General features: G+C 65.5%; 12 protein-coding genes. 7 read left to right on the top strand and 5 right to left on the bottom strand.

Annotated features, from left to right (window positions below; all coding sequences use genetic code 11):
* Positions 1–55: 55 nt before the first annotated feature.
* A complete protein-coding gene (locus AC1Z32_RS26425) occupies positions 56–493 on the top strand; it encodes an MbcA/ParS/Xre antitoxin family protein (RefSeq protein WP_483481802.1) in 438 nt (145 codons plus the stop codon).
* 5 nt (positions 494–498) lie between these two features.
* Positions 499–1,224: an RES family NAD+ phosphorylase gene (locus AC1Z32_RS26420; protein WP_483483317.1), complete on the top strand. Its 726-nt coding sequence runs from the start codon at positions 499–501 to the stop codon at positions 1,222–1,224.
* A gap of 99 nt (positions 1,225–1,323) precedes the next feature.
* Here the strand turns inward: AC1Z32_RS26420 and AC1Z32_RS26415 are convergent, their stop codons facing one another.
* The 5 genes from AC1Z32_RS26415 to AC1Z32_RS26395 form a co-directional block, all read right to left on the bottom strand.
* Positions 1,324–2,685 carry a DNA topoisomerase IB gene (locus AC1Z32_RS26415; RefSeq protein ID WP_483481801.1) on the bottom strand — a complete coding sequence of 454 codons (1,362 nt, stop codon included), beginning with the start codon at positions 2,683–2,685 and terminating at the stop codon, positions 1,324–1,326.
* A gap of 62 nt (positions 2,686–2,747) precedes the next feature.
* Positions 2,748–3,485 carry a metallophosphoesterase gene (locus AC1Z32_RS26410; protein WP_483481800.1) on the bottom strand — a complete coding sequence of 246 codons (738 nt, stop codon included), beginning with the start codon at positions 3,483–3,485 and terminating at the stop codon, positions 2,748–2,750.
* 152 nt (positions 3,486–3,637) lie between these two features.
* Positions 3,638–4,882, bottom strand: coding sequence for a c-type cytochrome (locus AC1Z32_RS26405; protein ID WP_483481799.1), 1,245 nt, complete (start codon positions 4,880–4,882; stop codon positions 3,638–3,640).
* The gene (locus tag AC1Z32_RS26400; RefSeq protein WP_483481798.1) at positions 4,879–6,474 is read right to left on the bottom strand and encodes a GMC family oxidoreductase; all 1,596 of its coding nucleotides are present in this window, start codon (positions 6,472–6,474) and stop codon (positions 4,879–4,881) included. Before AC1Z32_RS26400 ends, AC1Z32_RS26405 begins: the two co-directional genes overlap by 4 nt.
* Before the next feature lie 52 nt (positions 6,475–6,526).
* Entirely contained in the window at positions 6,527–7,024 is a 498-nt protein-coding gene (locus AC1Z32_RS26395; RefSeq protein ID WP_483481797.1) for a sugar dehydrogenase complex small subunit, read from the bottom strand.
* 84 nt (positions 7,025–7,108) lie between these two features.
* On the opposite strand from AC1Z32_RS26395, the gene AC1Z32_RS26390 reads away from it, so the two are divergent.
* The 5 genes from AC1Z32_RS26390 to glgB all read left to right on the top strand — a co-directional run bounded on the left by AC1Z32_RS26390 (position 7,109) and on the right by glgB (position 19,191).
* A complete protein-coding gene (locus AC1Z32_RS26390; RefSeq protein WP_483481796.1) occupies positions 7,109–7,765 on the top strand; it encodes a DUF1345 domain-containing protein in 657 nt (218 codons plus the stop codon).
* Between the two features lie 309 nt (positions 7,766–8,074).
* On the top strand, positions 8,075–9,736 hold the full coding sequence (glgA, locus tag AC1Z32_RS26385; RefSeq protein ID WP_483481795.1) for a glycogen synthase GlgA: 1,662 nt from the start codon (positions 8,075–8,077) through the stop codon (positions 9,734–9,736).
* Between the two features lie 377 nt (positions 9,737–10,113).
* Positions 10,114–13,515, top strand: coding sequence for a maltotransferase domain-containing protein (locus AC1Z32_RS26380; protein ID WP_483481794.1), 3,402 nt, complete (start codon positions 10,114–10,116; stop codon positions 13,513–13,515).
* Positions 13,516–13,592: 77 nt separating this feature from the next.
* Positions 13,593–16,979: a maltose alpha-D-glucosyltransferase gene (treS, locus tag AC1Z32_RS26375; RefSeq protein ID WP_483483316.1), complete on the top strand. Its 3,387-nt coding sequence runs from the start codon at positions 13,593–13,595 to the stop codon at positions 16,977–16,979.
* On the top strand, positions 16,966–19,191 hold the full coding sequence (glgB, locus tag AC1Z32_RS26370) for a 1,4-alpha-glucan branching protein GlgB (protein ID WP_483481793.1): 2,226 nt from the start codon (positions 16,966–16,968) through the stop codon (positions 19,189–19,191). Before treS ends, glgB begins: the two co-directional genes overlap by 14 nt.
* The last annotated feature ends 503 nt before the right edge of the window (positions 19,192–19,694 follow it).

Raw genomic sequence — 19,694 nt, 5'->3', positions numbered from 1 at the left:
ATTAATCCATATGTGGACTAATATTCGATGAAAGTTCCTTTGGAGACTTAACGACATGTCTCACGCTGCACGCGTCCCTTCGGCGTCGGCCGGCCACCCGGTGCCGCGCCCGGCGCTGGATTCGAGCGATCTGTCCGCCGCCGGCCTGCGCGCCTTCTTCAATATTGCCCGCGACTGGGAGCTTTCCGCGGAAGAGCAGATCACGCTGCTCGGCTCGCCGGGGCGCTCCACGTTCTTCAAATGGAAAGCCGCGCCTCAGTCCGCGCGGCTCGGGCGCGACACGCTGGAGCGCCTCTCGCTGATCCTCGGCATCTACAAGGCGCTGCAAATCCTTCTGCCCGATCCGAAAGCCGCCGACACCTGGATTCGCCGCCCCAACGCCGCGCCGCCCTTCGGCGGACGTCCGGCGCTCGATCGCCTGCTGGCGGGCAATATCAGCGATCTCGTCGCCGTGCGCCAATACCTCGACGCGATGCGAGGCGGCTGGGCGTGATGGGGATGACATTCAGCAAGAACACCTCCCACTGGCGCGAACAATGGCCGCATGCCCTGATCGACTGGTCGCCCGCCTATCGTGTGATTCCCACGCGCTTTCCCGCCGTCAATCTGTTCGACCGGGTGGCCTCGCCACAGGACTTCGAAGCGCTCTACGCGCTCGAGGCGATGACCAACGACCGCCTGCGCACCGAGCTCGGCGAGCTGGATCTCGTGCCGCCGGAGGAACGCTGCTTCGGACCGGGCTGCGGGCCGATCATGGCCGCGTTCACGCATCTGAATCCGAACGGCAGCCGCTTTTCGGACGGCAGCTACGGCGTGTTCTATTGCGGCCGCGAGCGGCGCACGGCGATCGCGGAGACGCGCTATCACTCCGGGCTCTTTCTCGCCGCGACGAACGAAGCGCCGCTGCGCCAGCAGATGCGCCTCTACACCGTGATGGCGCACGGCGAAGTCGTCGATTTGCGCGGTGACGCGATCACGCAGGCCCGGCTCGATCCGCGCATTCTCGCGCCGGACGATTACGGGCCCGGCAAGGCGCTCGGCCGTGCGGTGCGCACGGCGGGCGCGACGGGGATTGCGTATCCTTCGGTGCGCGATCCGGAAGGCGAATGCCTCGCCGCATTGCGCACGACATTGCTGCGCGATTGCCGTCACGCGGCCTATCTCGAGTACAACTGGAACGGCGAGACGATCGATTACGTGTTCGAGCTGAATCAGATCGGCTGAGCGGGCAAACGTTTCACTCGCTTCAGCCGGGTTTCAGCCGGGTTTCAGCTGGGTTTCAGTCGGGTTTCAGCTGGGTTTCAGCCGGGTTTCAGCCGGGTTTCATCCGATCGCCACCGCTGTCTCGCTCCGCATGCGCGCGAGCTTCTTCGACGCCGGGCGCGCGGCCTTCCTCGCCGGCTTCTTGGCCACGTGCTCCAGCGCCTGCGATGCCGCGCTCTTGCCGCTCGCCTTCAGCGCGCCCGCGCGCGCCTTGCGGCTCGAATCCTTGAGCAGTCTCGTTAGGCGCGCATCGCTCGGATCGGCGCCCTTGCGATTCTTGCGCGCCGCCTCGCGCGTGCGGCGTTTCGCATCTTTTTCGAGGAAGATCGCGAGCGCGGACTCGTCGGTCCTGAGTCCGTGGCGGCGCGACGCGGGCATCGTCTCGGCAAGCTCGCCTGCCTCGAAAGCCTCGATCACCGCCGGATGCACATAGCACTTGCGGCACACGGCGGGCGTGTTGCGCAGCAGTTGCGCGACTTCCTTCACCGTGCCGACGACATGCCTGCGCGCCTCCGTCACCGTCTCCCATTTGAGCCGCCTGAGCGCCGCGAGCGCGAACACGCTGCCCGCCCATGTGCGATAGTCCTTTGCGGTGAAATCCGCGCCGGTGATCTCGCGCAGATAGTCGTTGATGTCCGATGAACTCACCGAATGACGCGCGCCGTCCGCATCGAGATACTGGAACAGATCCTGCCCCGGCAAATCCATGCAGCGCCTGACGATGCGCGCGACGCGCGCGTCGCTCACCGCGACATCGTGCTCGATGCCGCTCTTGCCGCGAAACCTGAACCTCAGCGTCCCCGCCGACACCTTCAGATGACGCTTTCGCAGCGTCGTCAGGCCGTACGAGCGGTTTTCGCGCGCGTACTCCTCGCTGCCGACGCGGATCAGCGTCGTGTCGAGCAGACGCACGACAGTGGCGAGCACCTTGTCGCGCGGCATGCCGTCGAGCGACAGATCGCGCGCGACACGGCCGCGCAGCTTCGGCAGCACCGCTGAGAACGCGAGCATGCGTTCGTACTTGTTGGCGTCGCGCGTTTCGCGCCAGTGCGGGTGATAGCGATATTGCTTGCGTCCGCGCGCATCGCGGCCGGTGGCCTGAAGATGGCCGCGCGCGTCGGGGCAGATCCAGACGTCGGTGTAGGCGGGCGGAATCGCGAGCGCGTTGATGCGCCGAACCTCGGCTTCATCGTCGATTCGCTTGCCCTGCGTGTTGAAGTACGTGAACGCGCCGTCGATCCATTCGCGCGTGTAGCCGCGCCGCGAGTCGTCCATGTAGCGCAGGCCTTCAGGGAGATCGTCGGGGCAGCCCTGCACGCCGCCCGCGAGGCTGTCGCCGGCCCCGCCGCCCGTCTCGCCGCTTTGTCCGTTTCGTCCGATTCTCGCCACGTGCGCCTCGCCTGGGTCCGCATTCGATTTCATGGCGAAGCATCGAGCAACGCGCGTGCCGGATTACCCGGCCGCGCGCGCTCAGGTGCGCAAAGTCAGGGCAGCGCGAGCGCGCTGGCGCCTTCGGACGCGGCCCAGCGCTCCTTCACGGACCAGCGCTCGTCGGTGCCGGGCTGGACGATGGTAAGCCGCCCTTCGGACGCGAATGCCGCCGTATCGATGAAAATCTGCGAGCCGATCTGCTTCACCGTGCGCGTCGGCGTGTGGCCGCAGTACGTGGGCGAGAGGCCGAACTGCAGGCCCGGGTCCGCCTGACCGAGCGCGAGGCCGCGTCCCCACAGGATTTGACTGCGCACGTCGTCGGGAAAATCGCCGGCGTCGAGTTCGGCGTCGCAGCCGAAGAATTCCGCGTGCAGCACATTGAAGCGCCGCTCGCCCTCGCCGACGATGCGCACGAGCGGCAGCCGCTCCAGCCGCACCGCCAGCGCGGCGAGCTCGTCGTCGCTGAGCGTCTCGGCCCACGCGCCGCCGATCGCGTACCACGACTGGCGCCGCATCGTGCCGGCCGCGACCGCGATCAGCGAATCCTCGTGATTGCCGAGCACGGGATAGAACCACGGCTTGTCGATGAGATCGATCGCCGCGAGCGAATCCGAGCCGCGATCGACCAGATCGCCGACGGAGAACAGCCTGTCCCGCGCACCATCGAAGCCGATTTCGTGCAGCAGATAGCGCAGCGCATCGACGCAGCCATGCAGATCGCCGACCACGAAATCGCGGCCGATGTCATTGGCTGGATGCCTGCAGACGATAGGATAGGTAGGACCATTCATGCGCCGATGATAGCGCTGCTCAATGACGCCGTGTGCGGGTTGGGTCGCTTTTGCAAGCGTTTTGGAAGCTGCTTCTACACGCGTTACAGCGGCGTTACCGGCACGGTCGATTCGCGAGTAAAAACTGCTTGCCTCGCCGTCCGAACGCGCATTTATTGCAGCATCGAACGAAGCTTCGCGACGGCTTTCGCATCGGTGGTCGCGCGCGGATCGCCGAACTGGCGCGTCACGTAGTTCGCAAGTTCGGCGATCTGCTCGTCCGACATTTCCGTGCCGAAGGCGGGCATCAGCGCATGGGCGTCGCGCGTCTTGCGATTCACGCCGTGCAGGATCACGAGCACGAGATTGCTCGTCGATGCGATGCCCATTGCGCCCGTCACGCCGTCGCGCACGAGCGACGGAAACGGCTTGCCGCCCTCGCCCGTCATGCCGTGGCAACTCGCGCACGCGGCCGCATAAAGCCGCGCGCCGGACGAATCGGGCGCCGTGATATCCGTGCGCGCCGCCTGGCCGAAGCGCGTGCGCTCGCGCGCGTCCTTCACGGCGACGGGCGGCACGGCCCGCAGATACGCGATCATCGCGTGCAGATCGGCAGGCGTCAGATATTGCGTGCTCCCGGCGACGACTTCGGCCATCGGTCCGAGCGCATACGCGCGGCCAGGCGCGGCGCCCGTCGACAGGAAGCGCAGCAGTTCATCGTCGCGCCACGCGCCGATGCCCGACACGCGCTCCGGCGTGAGATTGCCCGCGTGCCAGCCCGCGACCGTCGCGCCGGACAATCGCTCGCCGTCTTTCAGTCCGCCGAGCCGGTTGCGCGGCGTGTGGCATTCGCCGCAATGCCCGAGCCCCTCGACGAGATACGCCCCGCGATTCCACTCCGCGCTCTTCGATGCATCGCGCACGAAGCGCCCTGGCGAGAAGTTGACGAGATTCCACAGCGCCATCAGCCAGCGCTGATCGAACGGAAACGCGAGCGTGTTGCGCGGCGTGACGGCGCGCACGGGCGGCACTGTCGCGAGATAGGCGCGCATCGCGAGGAGATCGCTGTCGGAAAGCAGCGTGTAGGCCGTGTACGGAAACGCGGGATAGAGCCGCTCGCCGTTCCTGCCGATGCCCTCGCGCATCGCGCGGATGAACTGCGCGTCGGTCCATGCGCCGATGCCCGTCTCGCGGTCGCTCGTGATGTTCGGCGCGAACACGTGGCCGAACGGCGTCGGAACCGGCCTGCCGCCGGCGAACGGCCGCGCCGGATCGGCGGTATGACAGGTCATGCAGCCGCCCGCGCGAACGAGATATTCGCCTTGCGTCACGTTCGGCGTTTGCGCCGTCGCCTCGCCGAAACAGCAGGCGAGCACGATGAGCACGCCCGCAACGAGCGACCGCCGCCGCGCGCTCATCGAAGCGACGCTTCGATCGTGCCGGCGAGCCGCAGCGACAGCGCCGCGATCGTCAGCGTGCAGTTGACGGAGCCGCCCGCGGGCATCACCGCGCTTCCCGCGATGAACAGATTCGGATGCTCGTGCGCGCGGCACTCGGAGTCGACGACAGAATCGCGCGGATCGCGGCCCATGATCGCCGTGCCCATGATGTGGCTGCTTGCGCCGAGCGCATCGTCGTATTCGAGCTCGGTGCCTTCGAAAATGCCCGCGATGCGCGCGAACTGCGCGCGCGTGTCGGCGGCGCCGCGGCGCGTGTAGTCGTCGATGGCATAGGCGATTTCCGGGCGCGGCAAGCCAAGCGCGTCCTTCTGCGCCGACAACATCACGCGATTCCCAGCCGACGGCAATTGCTCGTGGAAGCTGCCGAACGTGAGCGTGCGCGCGCATCGTTCGCGAATCTGCCGGTCGAGCTCGCCGCCGGTCAGCCCTTTGGCGAGCAGGTTCCAGGTGACGGCGAGCGTCGGCGCGGCATTCGACAGGTGCAGCTTCTTCGCCGACTGCTGCGCGCGAAACGGCCCGTCGCGGAAATCGACGATCGAACTTATCTCGACCGGCCCGCGTCCCGGCCAAAGCGCCTCGTTGGCGAGGAAGCTCACGCTCGTGCCGGGATGATCCATCAGATTGCGGCCGACCTGATCCGAGGCGTTCGCGATGCCCTTCGGAAACCGCGCCGACGTCGACATCAGCAGCAGCTTGGGCGTCTCGATGCCGTTCGCCGCGATCACGAAGCGCCTGCCCGTCACGCGCGTGCTCCGGCCGTTCGGGTCCTTGTAGTGGATCGCGGCGATCTCCCCGCGATCGTTCGCCTCGATGCGATACGCGACCGCCTGCGCGATGAGCGTCGCGCCCGCGCGCTCGGCCTTGTCGGCGTGCGTCGCGGCGTGATACAGCGCGCCGATCGGGCAAACCGGCATGCAGTTGTTGTTGCCGCAGCACGCGGGGCGCGCGTCGTACGGGCGGCTGTTGCGCGCCATCGGCTCGGGCACCACGCGAAACGACTGCGCGCCGAGCACGTCGGCGACGCGCCGGTCCATCCAGGAAAGCGGCAGCGCGTTCATCGGATAAGGCGTCGAGCGCGGCGAGCCGAGATCGATCTCCGGGCCCGCCACGCCCAGTTCGGCTTCGGCCTGACCGTACCAGGGCTCGAGCGTTTCGTAGGCGAACGGCCAGTCGCGCCCGACGCCATAAAGCGTCCTCACGCGGAAATCCGCCGGCAACAAACGCCACGCCGCGCCGGCCCAGTGCCACGTCGTGCCGCCGACGAGCCGCAGATATTGCGGCCGATACGGCGTCGCGCCGCGATCGATCAGATACGCGCCGGGATTCATCGGCTCGGGACGCGGCGCGTGACGCAGGAGCGGATACGGCGCGCACAGATCGCGCTTGTCGGCGGCGCGCCGGAAGTTGTCGACGATCTGCCAGCGCGCGAGACGCGGCCCGGCTTCGAGCAGGATCACCGACGCGCCCGCCCGCGCCAGCCGGTACGCGACGAGACTGCCCGCCACGCCCGAGCCGACGATCACGACGTCCGCCGAAGTGGAATCCGCCATGCGCGTTCCCTTGTCCTTGTGGTTCTGCCGCCCGGCGTTCCCGGTGCGATGCTCAGGGCTTCTTCGCCCAGTCGGCCGGCTCGCCGCGGCAGTATGAGGGAATCGTGAGCATGTCGCCGACGGGATCGAACATCAGTGCGCGTTCGTACGCAACGACCTCGGCATGCGGCGGCTCCCCGACGACGCCGAGATACCATGCGCGCATCACGCTGCCGACGGTTTTCGCGAGGTCGGGGCGCGTGGTTTCGAGCGCGGCGGTGATGATGTCGGTCGGCGTGCCGCCGTGCGTCGCGATCCATCGGTCGAGCGCGGCGATCTTCGCCGGGAAGGCGGTGTCGTGCCGCGCGAGCGCCGCATGCGCGCGTTCCGCGAAAAGCGGATCGAAGCTCGTGCGGCCCGTGAGCTTCATCGACACGGCGAGGAAGGTGTCGAGACCGGACGCCTGCGCGCCTCGAACGCGCGCGGGCATGAACGCCCCCGCGACGCACGCGCACGCGCCCGCCACGATGCTTCGCCGCATCACGAACGAAACCCGCTCAGGCGCTTTCATGCGCTTCCCTCAGGTTAGTGAAAGGCGTAGGGGCAATAATCGCAGGCATCGAGCGAACCTGCCTCTCATGCGGATAAACACGAAATGAAGCACGTCCTCCCGTCCGTCCTGCGCAACCGGCCGCGTGCGCTGATCGGCCTCCTGGTTGGTTGCGTCGTGGCCGCTTTGGTTCCGGCACACGTGCGGCCCGCCGCGCGCGCGCTGATCGGCTGGGACGCCGCCGTGTGGCTCTATCTCGTGCTGATCTGGCTGCGGATGGCGACCGCGCATCAGAGCGAGGTTCAGGCGCTCGCCGAACGCGAGGACGAAAACGCCGCGACCGTGCTGATGATCGTGAGCGTCGCGGCGATCGCGAGCATCGTCGCGATCGTCGTCGAGCTGGCGACCGCCAAGAGCCTCGGCCCGGCGGCGCTGACGCACTATCTGCTCACCGGCGCGACGATGCTCGGCGCCTGGTTCCTGATCCCGACGATGTTCACGCTGCACTACGCGCGGCACTACTATCAGTCGCCGGATAATGACCCCGCGCTCAGGTTCCCCGACAAGCATCTGAAGCCCGATTACTGGGACTTCCTCTACTTCTCCTTCACCATCGCGGTTGCGTCTCAGACCGCCGATGTCGCGCTCGGCTCGACAGCCGCGCGCCGCACCGTGCTCGCGCAATCGGTGATGTCGTTCTTCTTCAATCTCGCGGTGCTCGGGCTTTCGATCAACATCGCCGCGAGCATGGTCGGCGGCTGACGCGGCTTCGCTCATCACGCCGCTGTCACGCGCGCTCCATAAGCTCATCCAACGCGCCGTGTAAAAACGCGGCGCGTGCCGCTGTCAGTTTTACACGCGGCACGCCCGTGCCTTTTCATGCGCCGGCCGGCGGGCGCGCCGGCAGTCTCTTCACGCCATGGGCGGATGAAAACGTGTCGCACCGCACACACGTTTCGCTCAGTGGCACGCCGATTGCTGCATTGCGCCAGCCCATTCACACGAAACCCCGATCAGCACTCGCATGCGCGGCTTTCGTTCCGCGCGTTCCCTCTCGCACCGGAGCCCATTTTGCCCTTGAACGTTTTGCTGGTCGCCTCCGAAGCCGTCCCGCTCGCCAAGACCGGCGGACTCGGCGATATGGTCAGCGCCTACGCTGCCGCGCTGCGCGAAGCCGGCGTCGATGCCACGATCCTGCTTCCCGCCTACCCGAACGCGATCGCACAGGCGCAAGGCCTGAGCAAGGTATGCACGCTGACGGGCCTGCCCGGCGGCGATGCCTCGCTGTTACGCGGCCGCATGCCCGATAGCGGCGTGCCGGTGCTGCTGCTGCGCTGCGACACGCTCTATGCGCGCACGGGCCTCTATCAGGACGCGCAGGGCCGCGACTATACGGACAACGCCATCCGTTTCGCGACGCTCTCGGCGGCGGCCGTGAGGATCGCCGAAGGCGTGCGCGGCGTGAAAAAGCCCGATATCGTTCATGCGCACGACTGGCACACGGGCCTCACGCCGCTCCTGATGAAACACGCGGGCGTGCACGCAAAGAGCGTATTCACGATCCACAATCTCGCATTCCAGGGCAACTACGCGCTCTCGCTTGGTGCGTCGCTCGGCGTACCGGAGAAGTGGCTCGTGCATGCGTTCAGCGATCCAAAGAGCATCGAGTTCTACGGCGCGCTGAGTCTGATGAAAGCGGGCATCGTCCACGCCGATCACCTGACGACCGTCTCCGAAACCTATGCGCGCGAAATTCTCACGCCGCGCTTCGGACATCTGATGGAAGGCGTGCTGCAAAGCTGCGCGGACAAGTTGTCGGGCGTCGTGAACGGCATCGACGAAGCGACGTGGAATCCCGCGGCCGATCCGCTCATCGAACGCAACTATTCGTTCGACGATATGCGCGGCAAGCACGCCTGCAAGCGCGCGCTGCAACGCAAGTTCGGCTTGCCCGTCGATCCGTTCGCGCCGGTGATGGCGATCGGCAGCCGCATGACCGGTCAGAAGCTCGCCGATGTCGCGCTCGAAGCCTTGCCGCGTCTGCTCGCGAAACATCCGCGCCTGCAACTCGCGGTGATCGGCAAGGGCGAGGCGTATATCGAGGCGGGCTTCAGGAAGCTCGCGCAGGAATGGCCGGATCGCGTGGGCGTGTATATCGGATATGACGAGCGCCGCGCGCACGCACTGCACGCGGGCGCCGACATTCTCCTGCATGGCAGCCGCTTCGAGCCCTGCGGTCTCACGCAGATGTACGCGATGCGCTACGGCACGCTGCCTGTCGCATCGCGCGTGGGCGGCCTCGCCGACACAATCGTCGATGCGGCGCAAAACGCCGTTCACGTCGATCGCAACGTGCCGCGCCCGGCCGTATTTCTGCGGGACGGCACGCATGATGCGCCCATCGCGTCGATACCCGCGCAGCGTGGCGTGCACGCCGCCACCGGCTTTCTCTTCGACGGCGAGCGGGCCGACGATATCGTCGGCGCGGCGAACCGCGCGCTCGATGCCTATATGCGTCCGCAAGTCTGGCGCGCGCTGCAGCGCAACGCGATGTCCTGCGATTTCGGATGGAACGAAGCCGTTGCGACGATGGTCGCACTGTACGTCGGCCTCACCGACGCGCGTCCGAGCCGTACGGCCTTGCGCGCGCGCCGCGTGCCCGATGTCATGCAGGCGCCCGCGCAGATGCCCGCGCAGGCGCACGACGCGCATTCGCTTGCGCGCACTGCCTGAGCGCATCCGCCTTAGTTGCTCCATAGTAGTGCCTTGATGCAGAGCTGAGCCGGACACTCGCCGGGCGCGGCACGCAACGTGCTGCCCCGCCCGTGCGTTGAGGGAACGGAATCCCTTTTGGGATGACGGAAGGAAATCACTTGGGGACCGTGGCGCCCACCGTGAGCGCGAAGGAGCGCTCGATGCACGGTGCATCGCGAGACACGGCCGGGCAGGCGTCGATTCGAGGGGCGCCAGGGTGTAATCTGAGTTCCGCCTGAGAGTCCGCGCGATTCGTGATGTGCGGACCGGCTCTTCAGCCAGTTTGGCCCGTGAGCGTGATCGCGATCGATGCCCGCATCCCCGCCACCGCAGGACGACTCTGGAAAAGACGAACGATGGAAAACCATCAAGCTCATCATGCGTACGCGCCGCGTATCTACTTCATCGATCCCCTGCTCGTTGGCCCGCTCGCGAACTGGCCCGCCCAGTTCGAGCACGCTGCCTCGCTCGGCTTCGACCACGTCCTGATCGGCTCGCCGTTCGTGCCCGGCAGCAACGGGCATCGCGAGGCGGTCGCGGATCATCATCGGCTGCATCCCGTTTTCGAATCCGATGCGAGCGCATCCGGCGGCCTGCGCCAGCTCGCCGACGCCGCGAAGAAGCACGGGCTCACGCTGCTCGTCGATATCGTGATCGACCGCGTGAGCGCGGAAGGCGGTCTCTATCAGGACAACAAGCACTGGTTCCAGCCCTTCGAGAGCGCCGACGCCCGCCTCGATCCGCGCAAGCCGCCGCGTCAGCGCGATGTCGCCTGGGCGAACTTCGCCGATGGCGAGGCCGCGCATCATCTGACCGAATGGTGGGCGCGCGAGCTGAACCTGCTCGCCGATGCGGGCGTCGGCGGCTTTCGCTTCGATGCGCCGCATGCGGTGCCCGCGCACGTGTGGCGCAGGCTCGGCGCGGCGGTGCGCGAGAAGCATCCCGAGACGCGCTGGCTCGCGTGGACCGTCAACGTGACGCGCCATGATCTGCACGGTCTAGTGGATGCCGCGTTCGATGCCGTGTTCTCGTCGACGCGCTGGTGGGACTTCAAGAGCGCGTGGCTCTTCGACGAGCACGCGGCGCTCGCGCGCATCGCATCGCCGATCGCGTTTCCCGAAGATCCGTTCGGCGCGCGCCTCATCAGCGATCTGTCGGATACGAGCGACACCGCGCTTATCGAACGCGCGTACACGCGCGTGCTCGACACCGCCGCCGCGCTCGGCACCGGCCTCATGGTGCCGATGGGCTTCGAGTACGGCGTGGGCCTGCCGATGTCGCCGCAATACGGCATCGCGGCGGAGTATCAGCGCGCGAAGAACGAGAAGCGCATCGATCTCACGGCGCGCATCCGGCGCGCGAACGACCTGCAGCGCAATATCGGCACGCTGTCGAGCGTCGGCGAACTGCGCTCGCTGACGGGCGCGGGCACGCCCTACGCCGCGCTCATCCGCGCCGATGGCGGCGATCTGCGTCACAGCGAAGACGCCGTGCTCGCGATCATCAATCCGGATCTCGTCGCGCCGGTTCATGTCGATACGCTGCATCTGCTCGAATCGGTGCCCGGCAACTACACACGTTTCGCGCTCATCGACGATGCCATGGGCAAGCCCGAGCGCCTCGCGCCGTTCACGCTGAAGGCGGGCGAAGTGCGCCTCTTCCGCGCGGAAGCCGAGCCCTTCGTCCTGCTCGCGCAGCCGCAGGTGAAGCGCGGCGCGAAAGCCGCCGACAAGAAGGCGGTGACCGAAGCCATCGCGGCGCCGCGCGTGTCGATCGAAAGCGTGACGCCTTCCGTCGATCATGGGCGCTTCCCGGCGAAGCGCATCGTCGGCGAGGCGGTGGAGATTCAGGCCGCGATCTTCGCGGAAGGCCACGACAAGATCGCCGCCGCCGTGCAATGGCGCGCCGCCGATGAAACCGACTGGCACGAAGCGCCGATGCATGCGGTGCAGCCCGCCGGCCTCGATCTGTGGACCACGCGCATTCCGCTCGAACGCGTGGGCCGGCATGAATTCGTCGTGATGGCATGGCGCGACGATTACGCGTCGCTCGTCGATCACATGCAGAAGAAGCTGAAGGCGAACCAGCCCGTCGATCTCGAAGTCGAGGAAGCGAAGCATCTCTTCGCGCTGATTCTCGCGGAAGTGAAGACCGCCGACGACGCCGATGCCGACGCCGCCCCGCTCGACTCGATCGTCAAGGAGTTCACGAAGGCCGACGACGCGCGCAAGCTCGAGCTCGTGCTCGCGCCGGCCACCGCGAAAGCCGTCGCGGCGGCGAGGCACCGGCCGTTTCTGTCGCGCGATCCGGTGGTGTATCGCATCGACTCGGAACGCGCCGCCGCGCGCTTCGCGAGCTGGTACGAGATCTTCCCGCGCTCGATGAGCGACGACGTGAACCGTCACGGAACATTCATCGACGTGATCGGCAAGCTGCCGCGCATCCGTGAGATGGGCTTCGACGTGCTCTACTTCCCGCCGATTCATCCGATCGGCATTGCCAACCGCAAGGGCAAGAACAACACGCTCACGGCCGAGCCGGGCGATGTCGGCAGCCCGTATGCGATCGGCGGCAAGGAAGGCGGGCACGACGCGTTGCATCCCGAGCTCGGCAATCTCGACGACTTCAAGCGCATGCTCGAAGCCGCGCATGAACATGGCCTCGAAATCGCGCTCGATTTCGCGGTGCAATGCTCGCCGGATCATCCGTGGCTGAAGGAGCATCCGACGTGGTTCGCATGGCGTCCCGACGGCACGCTGCGTTATGCGGAGAATCCGCCGAAGAAGTATCAGGACATCGTCAACCCGGACTTCTATGCGCAGGACGCGAAGCCCGATCTATGGATCGGATTGCGCGACGTCTTCCTGCACTGGATCGCGGCGGGCGTGCGCATCTTCCGCGTCGACAATCCGCATACGAAGCCGTTTCCGTTCTGGGAATGGGTCATCGGCGATGTGCGCGCGCGTCATCCCGATGTGATCTTTCTCGCCGAAGCGTTCACGCGGCCGCGCGTGATGAACCGGCTCGCGAAGCTCGGCTTCTCGCAGTCGTACACGTACTTCACGTGGCGCGAGAGCAAGCGCGATTTCCTCGAGTACATGCACGATCTCACGCAGACCGACGCGAAGGATTACTTCCGCCCCAACTTCTTCGTCAATACGCCGGACATCAATCCGCGCTTCCTGCAAAGCTCGGGGCGTCCGGGCTTCGTGATTCGCGCGGCGCTGGCGGCGACGCTATCGGGGCTGTGGGGCGTGTATAGCGGCTTCGAACTGTGCGAATCCGCCGCGCTGCCGAACAGCGAGGAGTATCTGCACTCCGAGAAGTATGAGCTGAAGGCATGGGACTGGAACCGCCCGGGCAACATCGTGACCGAGATCACGGCGCTCAACCGCATCCGCCGCGCGAATCCCGCGCTGCAGACGCATCTCGGCATCAACTTCCTGCCCGCGCAAAACGATCACATCCTGTTCTTCGAGAAGGCGAACGCATCGCGCGACAACGTCGTGCTCGTCGCGATCAATCTCGATCCGTTCAACGAGCAAGGCGCGGATATCGATCTGCCGTGGCAGACGCTCGAACGCTGGGGCGTGCGCGACTGGGATGCCGTCGCGGTGGAAGATCAGGTGACGGGAGAACGGTTCGAATGGCGCGGGCGGCGTCAGCACGTGCGGCTCGATCCGCATTCGCTGCCCTTCGCGATCTGGCGCATAGCGCCGACGTGGGGCCTGCCGAAGCCGCAGCCGGACGAGGAATGAACTGACCAAGGAAAGCACACCCATAACAAGGGCCGCAGCCAGCCCATGCATATTGGAGCGAAACCGTGGATACAAGGGTGAAGCGCAACAAGAAGGCGTCGATTCTCAGCGACGATCCGCTCTGGTACAAGGACGCGATCATCTATCAGGTTCACATCAAATCTTTCTTCGATGCGAACAACGACGGCATTGGTGATTTTCCCGGCCTGCTCGCGAAGCTCGATTACATCGCGGAGCTGGGCGTCGATGCGATCTGGCTCCTGCCGTTCTATCCGTCGCCGCGCCGCGACGATGGCTACGACATCGCCGATTACCGCAACGTGCATCCGGACTACGGCACGATCGCGGATGTGAAACGCTTCATTCAGGAAGCGCACGCGCGCGGCATACGCGTGATCTCGGAGCTCGTCATCAATCACACGTCGGATCAGCATCCGTGGTTTCAGCGCGCGCGTCATGCGAAGCCGGGCTCGAATCATCGCAACTATTACGTGTGGTCCGACACGGACAAGAAGTATGAAGAGACGCGCATCATCTTCATCGATACGGAGCCTTCGAACTGGACGCACGATCCGGTCGCGGGCCAGTATTACTGGCACCGCTTCTATTCGCACCAGCCGGATCTGAACTTCGACAATCCCGCCGTCCTCAAGGAAGTGCTTTCCGTGATGCGCTTCTGGCTCGACATGGGCATCGACGGTCTGCGGCTGGATGCGGTGCCGTATCTCGTCGAGCGCGAAGGCACGAACAACGAGAACCTGCCCGAGACGCATGAGATTCTGAAGAAGATTCGCGCGACCATCGAGGCGGAGTATCCGAACCGCATGCTGCTCGCGGAAGCGAACCAGTGGCCGGAAGATGTGAAGGAATATTTCGGCGAGGAAGACGAATGCCACATGGCGTTCCACTTTCCGCTGATGCCGCGCATCTACATGTCGATCGCGAGCGAGGACCGCTTTCCGATCACCGACATCATGCGGCAGACGCCCGAGCTCGGCACGACGAATCAATGGGCGATCTTCCTGCGCAACCATGACGAACTCACGCTCGAAATGGTCACGGACTCCGAGCGCGATTACCTGTGGAACACGTATGCGAGCGATCGCCGGGCGCGCCTGAATCTCGGCATTCGCCGGCGTCTCGCGCCGCTGATGGAGCGCGATCGCCGCCGCATCGAACTGATCAATTCGCTGCTGCTGTCGATGCCGGGCACGCCCGTCATCTATTACGGCGACGAGCTCGGCATGGGCGACAACATCCACCTCGGCGACCGCGACGGCGTGCGCACGCCGATGCAATGGTCATCCGACCGCAACGGCGGCTTCTCGCGCGCCGACCCCGAGCAGCTCGTGCTGCCGCCGGTGATGGGCTCGCTTTATGGCTATGACGCGGTGAATGTCGAATCGCAGGGCCGCGATCCGCATTCGCTTCTGAACTGGACGCGCAAGATGCTCGCGGTGCGCCGCTCGACGCACGCGTTCGGACGCGGCACGATCCGCTTTCTGCGGCCCGCGAACCGCAAGATCCTCGCGTATCTGCGCGAACTCGAGGGCGAGCCGCCGATCTTGTGCGTCGCGAATCTCTCGCGCGCGCCGCAGGCGGTGGAGCTGGACCTGTCGGAATTCGCCGGATCCGTGCCGCTGGAAATGACCGCCGATTCGCCGTTCCCGCAGATCGGCCAGCTCACCTATCTGCTGACCTTCCCGCCCTACGGCTTCCTGTGGTTCCAGCTTTGCCCCGGCAACATGCGGCCCGCCTGGGCGCAGGCGCCTTCCGAGCAGTTGCCCGAGTTCGTGACGATGGTGATCCGCGCGGGCCAGACCGGCCCGACGCCGGAGAACGTGCGCCTGCTCGAATCGGAAGTGCTGCCGAACTATCTGAGCAAGCGCCGCTGGTTCGCATCGAAAGATCAGAAGCTGAACGCGGTGCGCCTCGCCGCGCTGACGACCATCGAAGGCGCCGGCTTCGCGTTCACCGAAATCGAAGCGGATGTCGGCGATCATTGCGAGCGCTATGTGCTGCCGCTTTCCATCGCGTGGGGCACGGAAACGACATCGCCGCTCTATATGCAACTCGCGCTGGCGCGCGTGCGCCGCAACCGCAACATCGGGCATCTGACCGACGCGTTCTCGGTACCGCAGTTCACATATGGCGTGCTGCGCAAGCTGAAAGAGCACGCGGTCGTGCCGACCGTGCAGAAGAGCGAGATCCGCTTCATCCCGACCGAGCGCCTCGACGAACTCAACTTCTACCCCGCCGATCCGCCCGAGATCCGCTGGCTCGCCGCTGAGCAAAGCAACAGTTCGCTCGTGATCGCGGACAAGATCGTGCTGAAGCTCGTGCGGAGGGTGGTGGGCGGCATTCATCCCGAAGCGGAGATGAGCCGCTATCTGACGAAGCTCGGCTATGCGAACACCGGGCCGCTCTTTGGCGAAGTGGTGCGCGTCGATCCGCAGGGCGTGCCGCATACGCTCGTGATCCTGCAGGGCTTCATCGACAATCAGGGCGATGCGTGGAACTACGCGCTCGACTATCTGCGCCGCACCGTCGATGAGCTCGCGGTCGCCGTCGAATCCGAGGAGCACACGCAGGAGCGCGACGCGCAGGCGGAAAGCTTCGCGGGTTACGCCAACATCGCGGGCGTGATCGGCAAGCGGCTGGGCGAACTGCATGTCGCGCTCGCGTCGCCGACCGATGACGAAGCCTTCGCACCGCAGCGCGCGACACCCGAGGACGTGCAAGGCTGGATCGACGGCACGCTGAAGCTGCTCGAATCGGCGCTCGATATCCTCGCGCAGAAGCTCGGCGACTTCAACGAGCACGACCGTTTCCTCGCGCAAAGCCTGCTCGATCGCCGCGACATGCTGGTCGACGCGGTGAAGAAGCTCGTCGCGCCCGATGCCGATGCGCTGCGCATCCGCATCCACGGCGACTTCCATCTGGGTCAGGTGCTGATGGCGCAGGGCGATGCGTATCTGATCGACTTCGAAGGCGAGCCCGCGCGCGCGCTCGACGAGCGCCGCAGGAAGACGAGCCCGCTGCGCGATGTCGCGGGCCTCTTGCGTTCGCTTTCGTATGCGAGCGCGGCCGCGCAATCGACGACGGAGAACGCGCCGGCGCAGACCGCGGATCGCAAGCGCGCGCTCTTCGAGCGGCTGCGCGCGTTCGCCGAGGAGAGCTTCTTGCGGGAGTACATGGAGGCGAGCTCATCGTCGCCTGAAACGATCGCGGCCGAAGACGTGTTTCAACCGTTGCTCGATCTCTTCCTGATCGAGAAGGCCGCTTACGAAATCCGCTACGAAGCAGCGAACCGGCCGACCTGGATCGGCCTTCCGTTGCGGGGTCTCGCGTCGCTCGCGAGCCGCTTGCTGGGAGACACGGGCGAGCCGCCCGCTCCGGGCACACGGCCCGTGTTCGGAGCAACCAAGGACAATCCGGATGGAACTCACCATGAACAATCGTAGCGATCCGGCGGATACCAGGAATCCGGCGCACGGTCTCAATCCGCTCGATATCGACGCACTCGTAGAGGCCCGGCATCCCGATGCGTTCTCGATGCTCGGCCTGCATGAAACCGATCTGGGACATGTGGTGCGCGTGTTCCTGCCGGGCGCATCGTCGGTGAGCGTCATGGATGCGGGCAACGGCGAGCATATCGGCTCGCTCGCGCGCATCCACGATGCGGGGCTCTTTGCGGGCTTCGTCGAGCGGCCGACGGCGTATCGCCTGCAGATTGACTGGCATGGCACGCCTCAGGAAACGCACGACACCTATTCGTTCGGCCCCGTGCTCACCGATGAATGGCTCGCGCGCCTCTCGCACGCGGACCCCTATGCGGTGCTCGAATGCCTCGGCTCGCGTCCGGTTACGCACGGCAATGTCGCGGGCGTGCGCTTCGCGGTGTGGGCGCCGAATGCGCGGCGCGTATCCGTGGTCGGCGACTTCAACACGTGGGATGGCCGGCGTCATCCGATGCGCCTGCGTCACAACGCGGGCGTATGGGAGCTTTTCATTCCGGGCATCGGCGCGGGCACGCGCTACAAGTACGAGATCGTCACGCGCGACGGTCACACGCTGCCGCTGAAGGCGGACCCTTGCGCGATGCAGAGCGAGAAGCCGCCGTCGACGGCATCGGTGGTCGCGGATGCGGATGCCATCGATCACTACGCATGGACCGATGCCGAATGGATGGCGACACGCGCCGGCAAGCAGACGGCGCAATCGCCCATCTCCATCTACGAGGCGCATGCCGAATCGTGGCTGCGCGTGCCGGAAGAGGCGAATCGCGGCATGAACTGGCACGAGCTCGCCGAGCGCCTGATTCCCTATGCGAAGGGCATGGGCTTCACGCACCTCGAGTTCATGCCGATCGCGGAGCATCCGTTCGGTGGCTCATGGGGCTATCAGCCGTTGGGGCAGTTCGCGCCGTCCGCGCGCTTTGGCACGCCGGAGCAGTTCGCGGAGTTCGTGAACCGGGCGCACGAGGCGGGGCTCGGCGTGATCATCGACTGGGTGCCGGCGCACTTCCCGAACGATTCGCATGGCCTCGTGGAGTTCGACGGCACGCCTTTGTACGAGCACGCGGACCCGCGCGAAGGTTATCACCAGGACTGGAACACGATGATCTACAACCTCGGCCGCAACGAGGTGAGCGCGTTCCTGATCGCATCGGGGCTGGCGTGGCTCAAGCGCTATCACATCGACGGATTGCGTGTGGACGCGGTCGCGTCGATGCTTTATCGCGACTATTCGCGCAAGGCGGGCGAATGGGTGCCGAATATTTACGGCGGGCGTGAGAATCTCGAATCGATCTCGTTTCTCAAGCGGCTGAACCATGAAGTGCGGCAGATACCCGGCGCGATCACGGTCGCGGAGGAATCGACGGCGTGGCCGGGCGTGACGGCGAGTGTCGAGAGTGGCGGCCTCGGGTTCGACTTCAAGTGGAACATGGGCTGGATGCATGACACGCTGCATTACATGCAGGAGGATCCGGTTTATCGGCGGTATCACCATCATCTCTATACGTTCGGGATGGTGTATGCGTACTCCGAGCGTTTCGTGCTGCCGCTGTCGCATGATGAAGTGGTGCATGGCAAGGGCTCGCTCATCAACAAGATGCCGGGCGACCGATGGCAGAAGTTCGCGAACCTGCGCGCGTATTTCGGTTTCATGTGGACGCATCCGGGCAAGAAGCTTTTGTTCATGGGCGGCGAGTTCGGACAGTTCGCGGAGTTCAATCACGATGAATCGCCGCACTGGCACTTGCTCGACGACGCGATGCATGGCGGTTTGCAGAAGCTCGTGCGCGATCTGAACCATCTCTATACGAGCGAGCCGGCGTTGCACAAGCTCGATAGCGATTCGCGCGGCTTCGAGTGGATCGTCGGGGATGACAACGCGAATAGCGTTTATGCGTACCGGCGTACGGATGCCGAAGGGCGCGATCTCGTCGTGGTGTGCAATATGACGCCGGTGCCGCGGCTGGCTTATCGGATAGGGTTGCCGCGGCGCGGGCGGTGGGGTGAAGTGTTCAACTCGGATGCTTCTACCTATGGCGGGTCGAATATGGGGAATGGCGGGGTCATTCATACGGATGACTATCCGAGTCATGGGAGGGAGCAGTCGGCGGCGTTGACGTTACCGCCGTTGGGGACGATCGTGCTTAGGGTTGACTGAGGTTGTGGTTTGCTTGGGCTTTCGCCGGATCCCGTTTTCGTGTCGGTCTATTAGCACTGCCCCTGTGCGGGGCGGCAGTCACTTTCTTTGCTGCTGCAAAGAAAGTAACCAAAGAAACAGCTCGTCCCATCCAAAGTGCTTCAAGCCGGCCCCGGCACAGAAGATGGTATGTGGTGCGGCAGTAGCGAGTGCCCTCATAGGTCTAACCGGGCGTGGACCGCGCACGGTCTGACAAGCTAAAAGTTTGAGCGCGCTGGTTCAGCACCAAAGAGTTCCGGCACAGCGCTACGCGCTGCCGCCGGGTATGCAAGGGAAACCAACGGTGGGCGAATGCAGTGAGATGGAAGCGTTAGCAAAGAAGTGTGCGCCGACCCGACTGACCGGTCGGCCGCGAAGCGGGCTGGAGCTATTTGGTGCTGAACCAGTCAGTTGAGTGGCGCGATGTGACAGACCGTGCGCGATCCAAGCCCGGTTAGGCCTATGAGGGCACTCGCTACTGCCGG

It is taken from the genome of Caballeronia sp. 11_S32, from assembly GCF_056930355.1.
This window is presented reverse-complemented; position numbering and strand designations above follow the sequence as displayed.

Excerpts from the sequence above, each read along its gene's own strand:
- glgB (WP_483481793.1), top strand. The coding sequence starts at position 16,966 with ATGAACAATCGTAGCGATCCGGCGGATACCAGGAATCCGGCGCACGGT.
- AC1Z32_RS26395 (WP_483481797.1), bottom strand. The coding sequence starts at position 7,024 with ATGAAAGCGCCTGAGCGGGTTTCGTTCGTGATGCGGCGAAGCATCGTG.
- AC1Z32_RS26415 (WP_483481801.1), bottom strand. The coding sequence starts at position 2,685 with ATGAAATCGAATGCGGACCCAGGCGAGGCGCACGTGGCGAGAATCGGA.
- AC1Z32_RS26390 (WP_483481796.1), top strand. The coding sequence starts at position 7,109 with ATGAAGCACGTCCTCCCGTCCGTCCTGCGCAACCGGCCGCGTGCGCTG.
- AC1Z32_RS26400 (WP_483481798.1), bottom strand. The coding sequence starts at position 6,474 with ATGGCGGATTCCACTTCGGCGGACGTCGTGATCGTCGGCTCGGGCGTG.
- AC1Z32_RS26410 (WP_483481800.1), bottom strand. The coding sequence starts at position 3,485 with ATGAATGGTCCTACCTATCCTATCGTCTGCAGGCATCCAGCCAATGAC.
- AC1Z32_RS26380 (WP_483481794.1), top strand. The coding sequence starts at position 10,114 with ATGGAAAACCATCAAGCTCATCATGCGTACGCGCCGCGTATCTACTTC.
- AC1Z32_RS26425 (WP_483481802.1), top strand. The coding sequence starts at position 56 with ATGTCTCACGCTGCACGCGTCCCTTCGGCGTCGGCCGGCCACCCGGTG.
- AC1Z32_RS26405 (WP_483481799.1), bottom strand. The coding sequence starts at position 4,882 with ATGAGCGCGCGGCGGCGGTCGCTCGTTGCGGGCGTGCTCATCGTGCTC.
- AC1Z32_RS26420 (WP_483483317.1), top strand. The coding sequence starts at position 499 with ATGACATTCAGCAAGAACACCTCCCACTGGCGCGAACAATGGCCGCAT.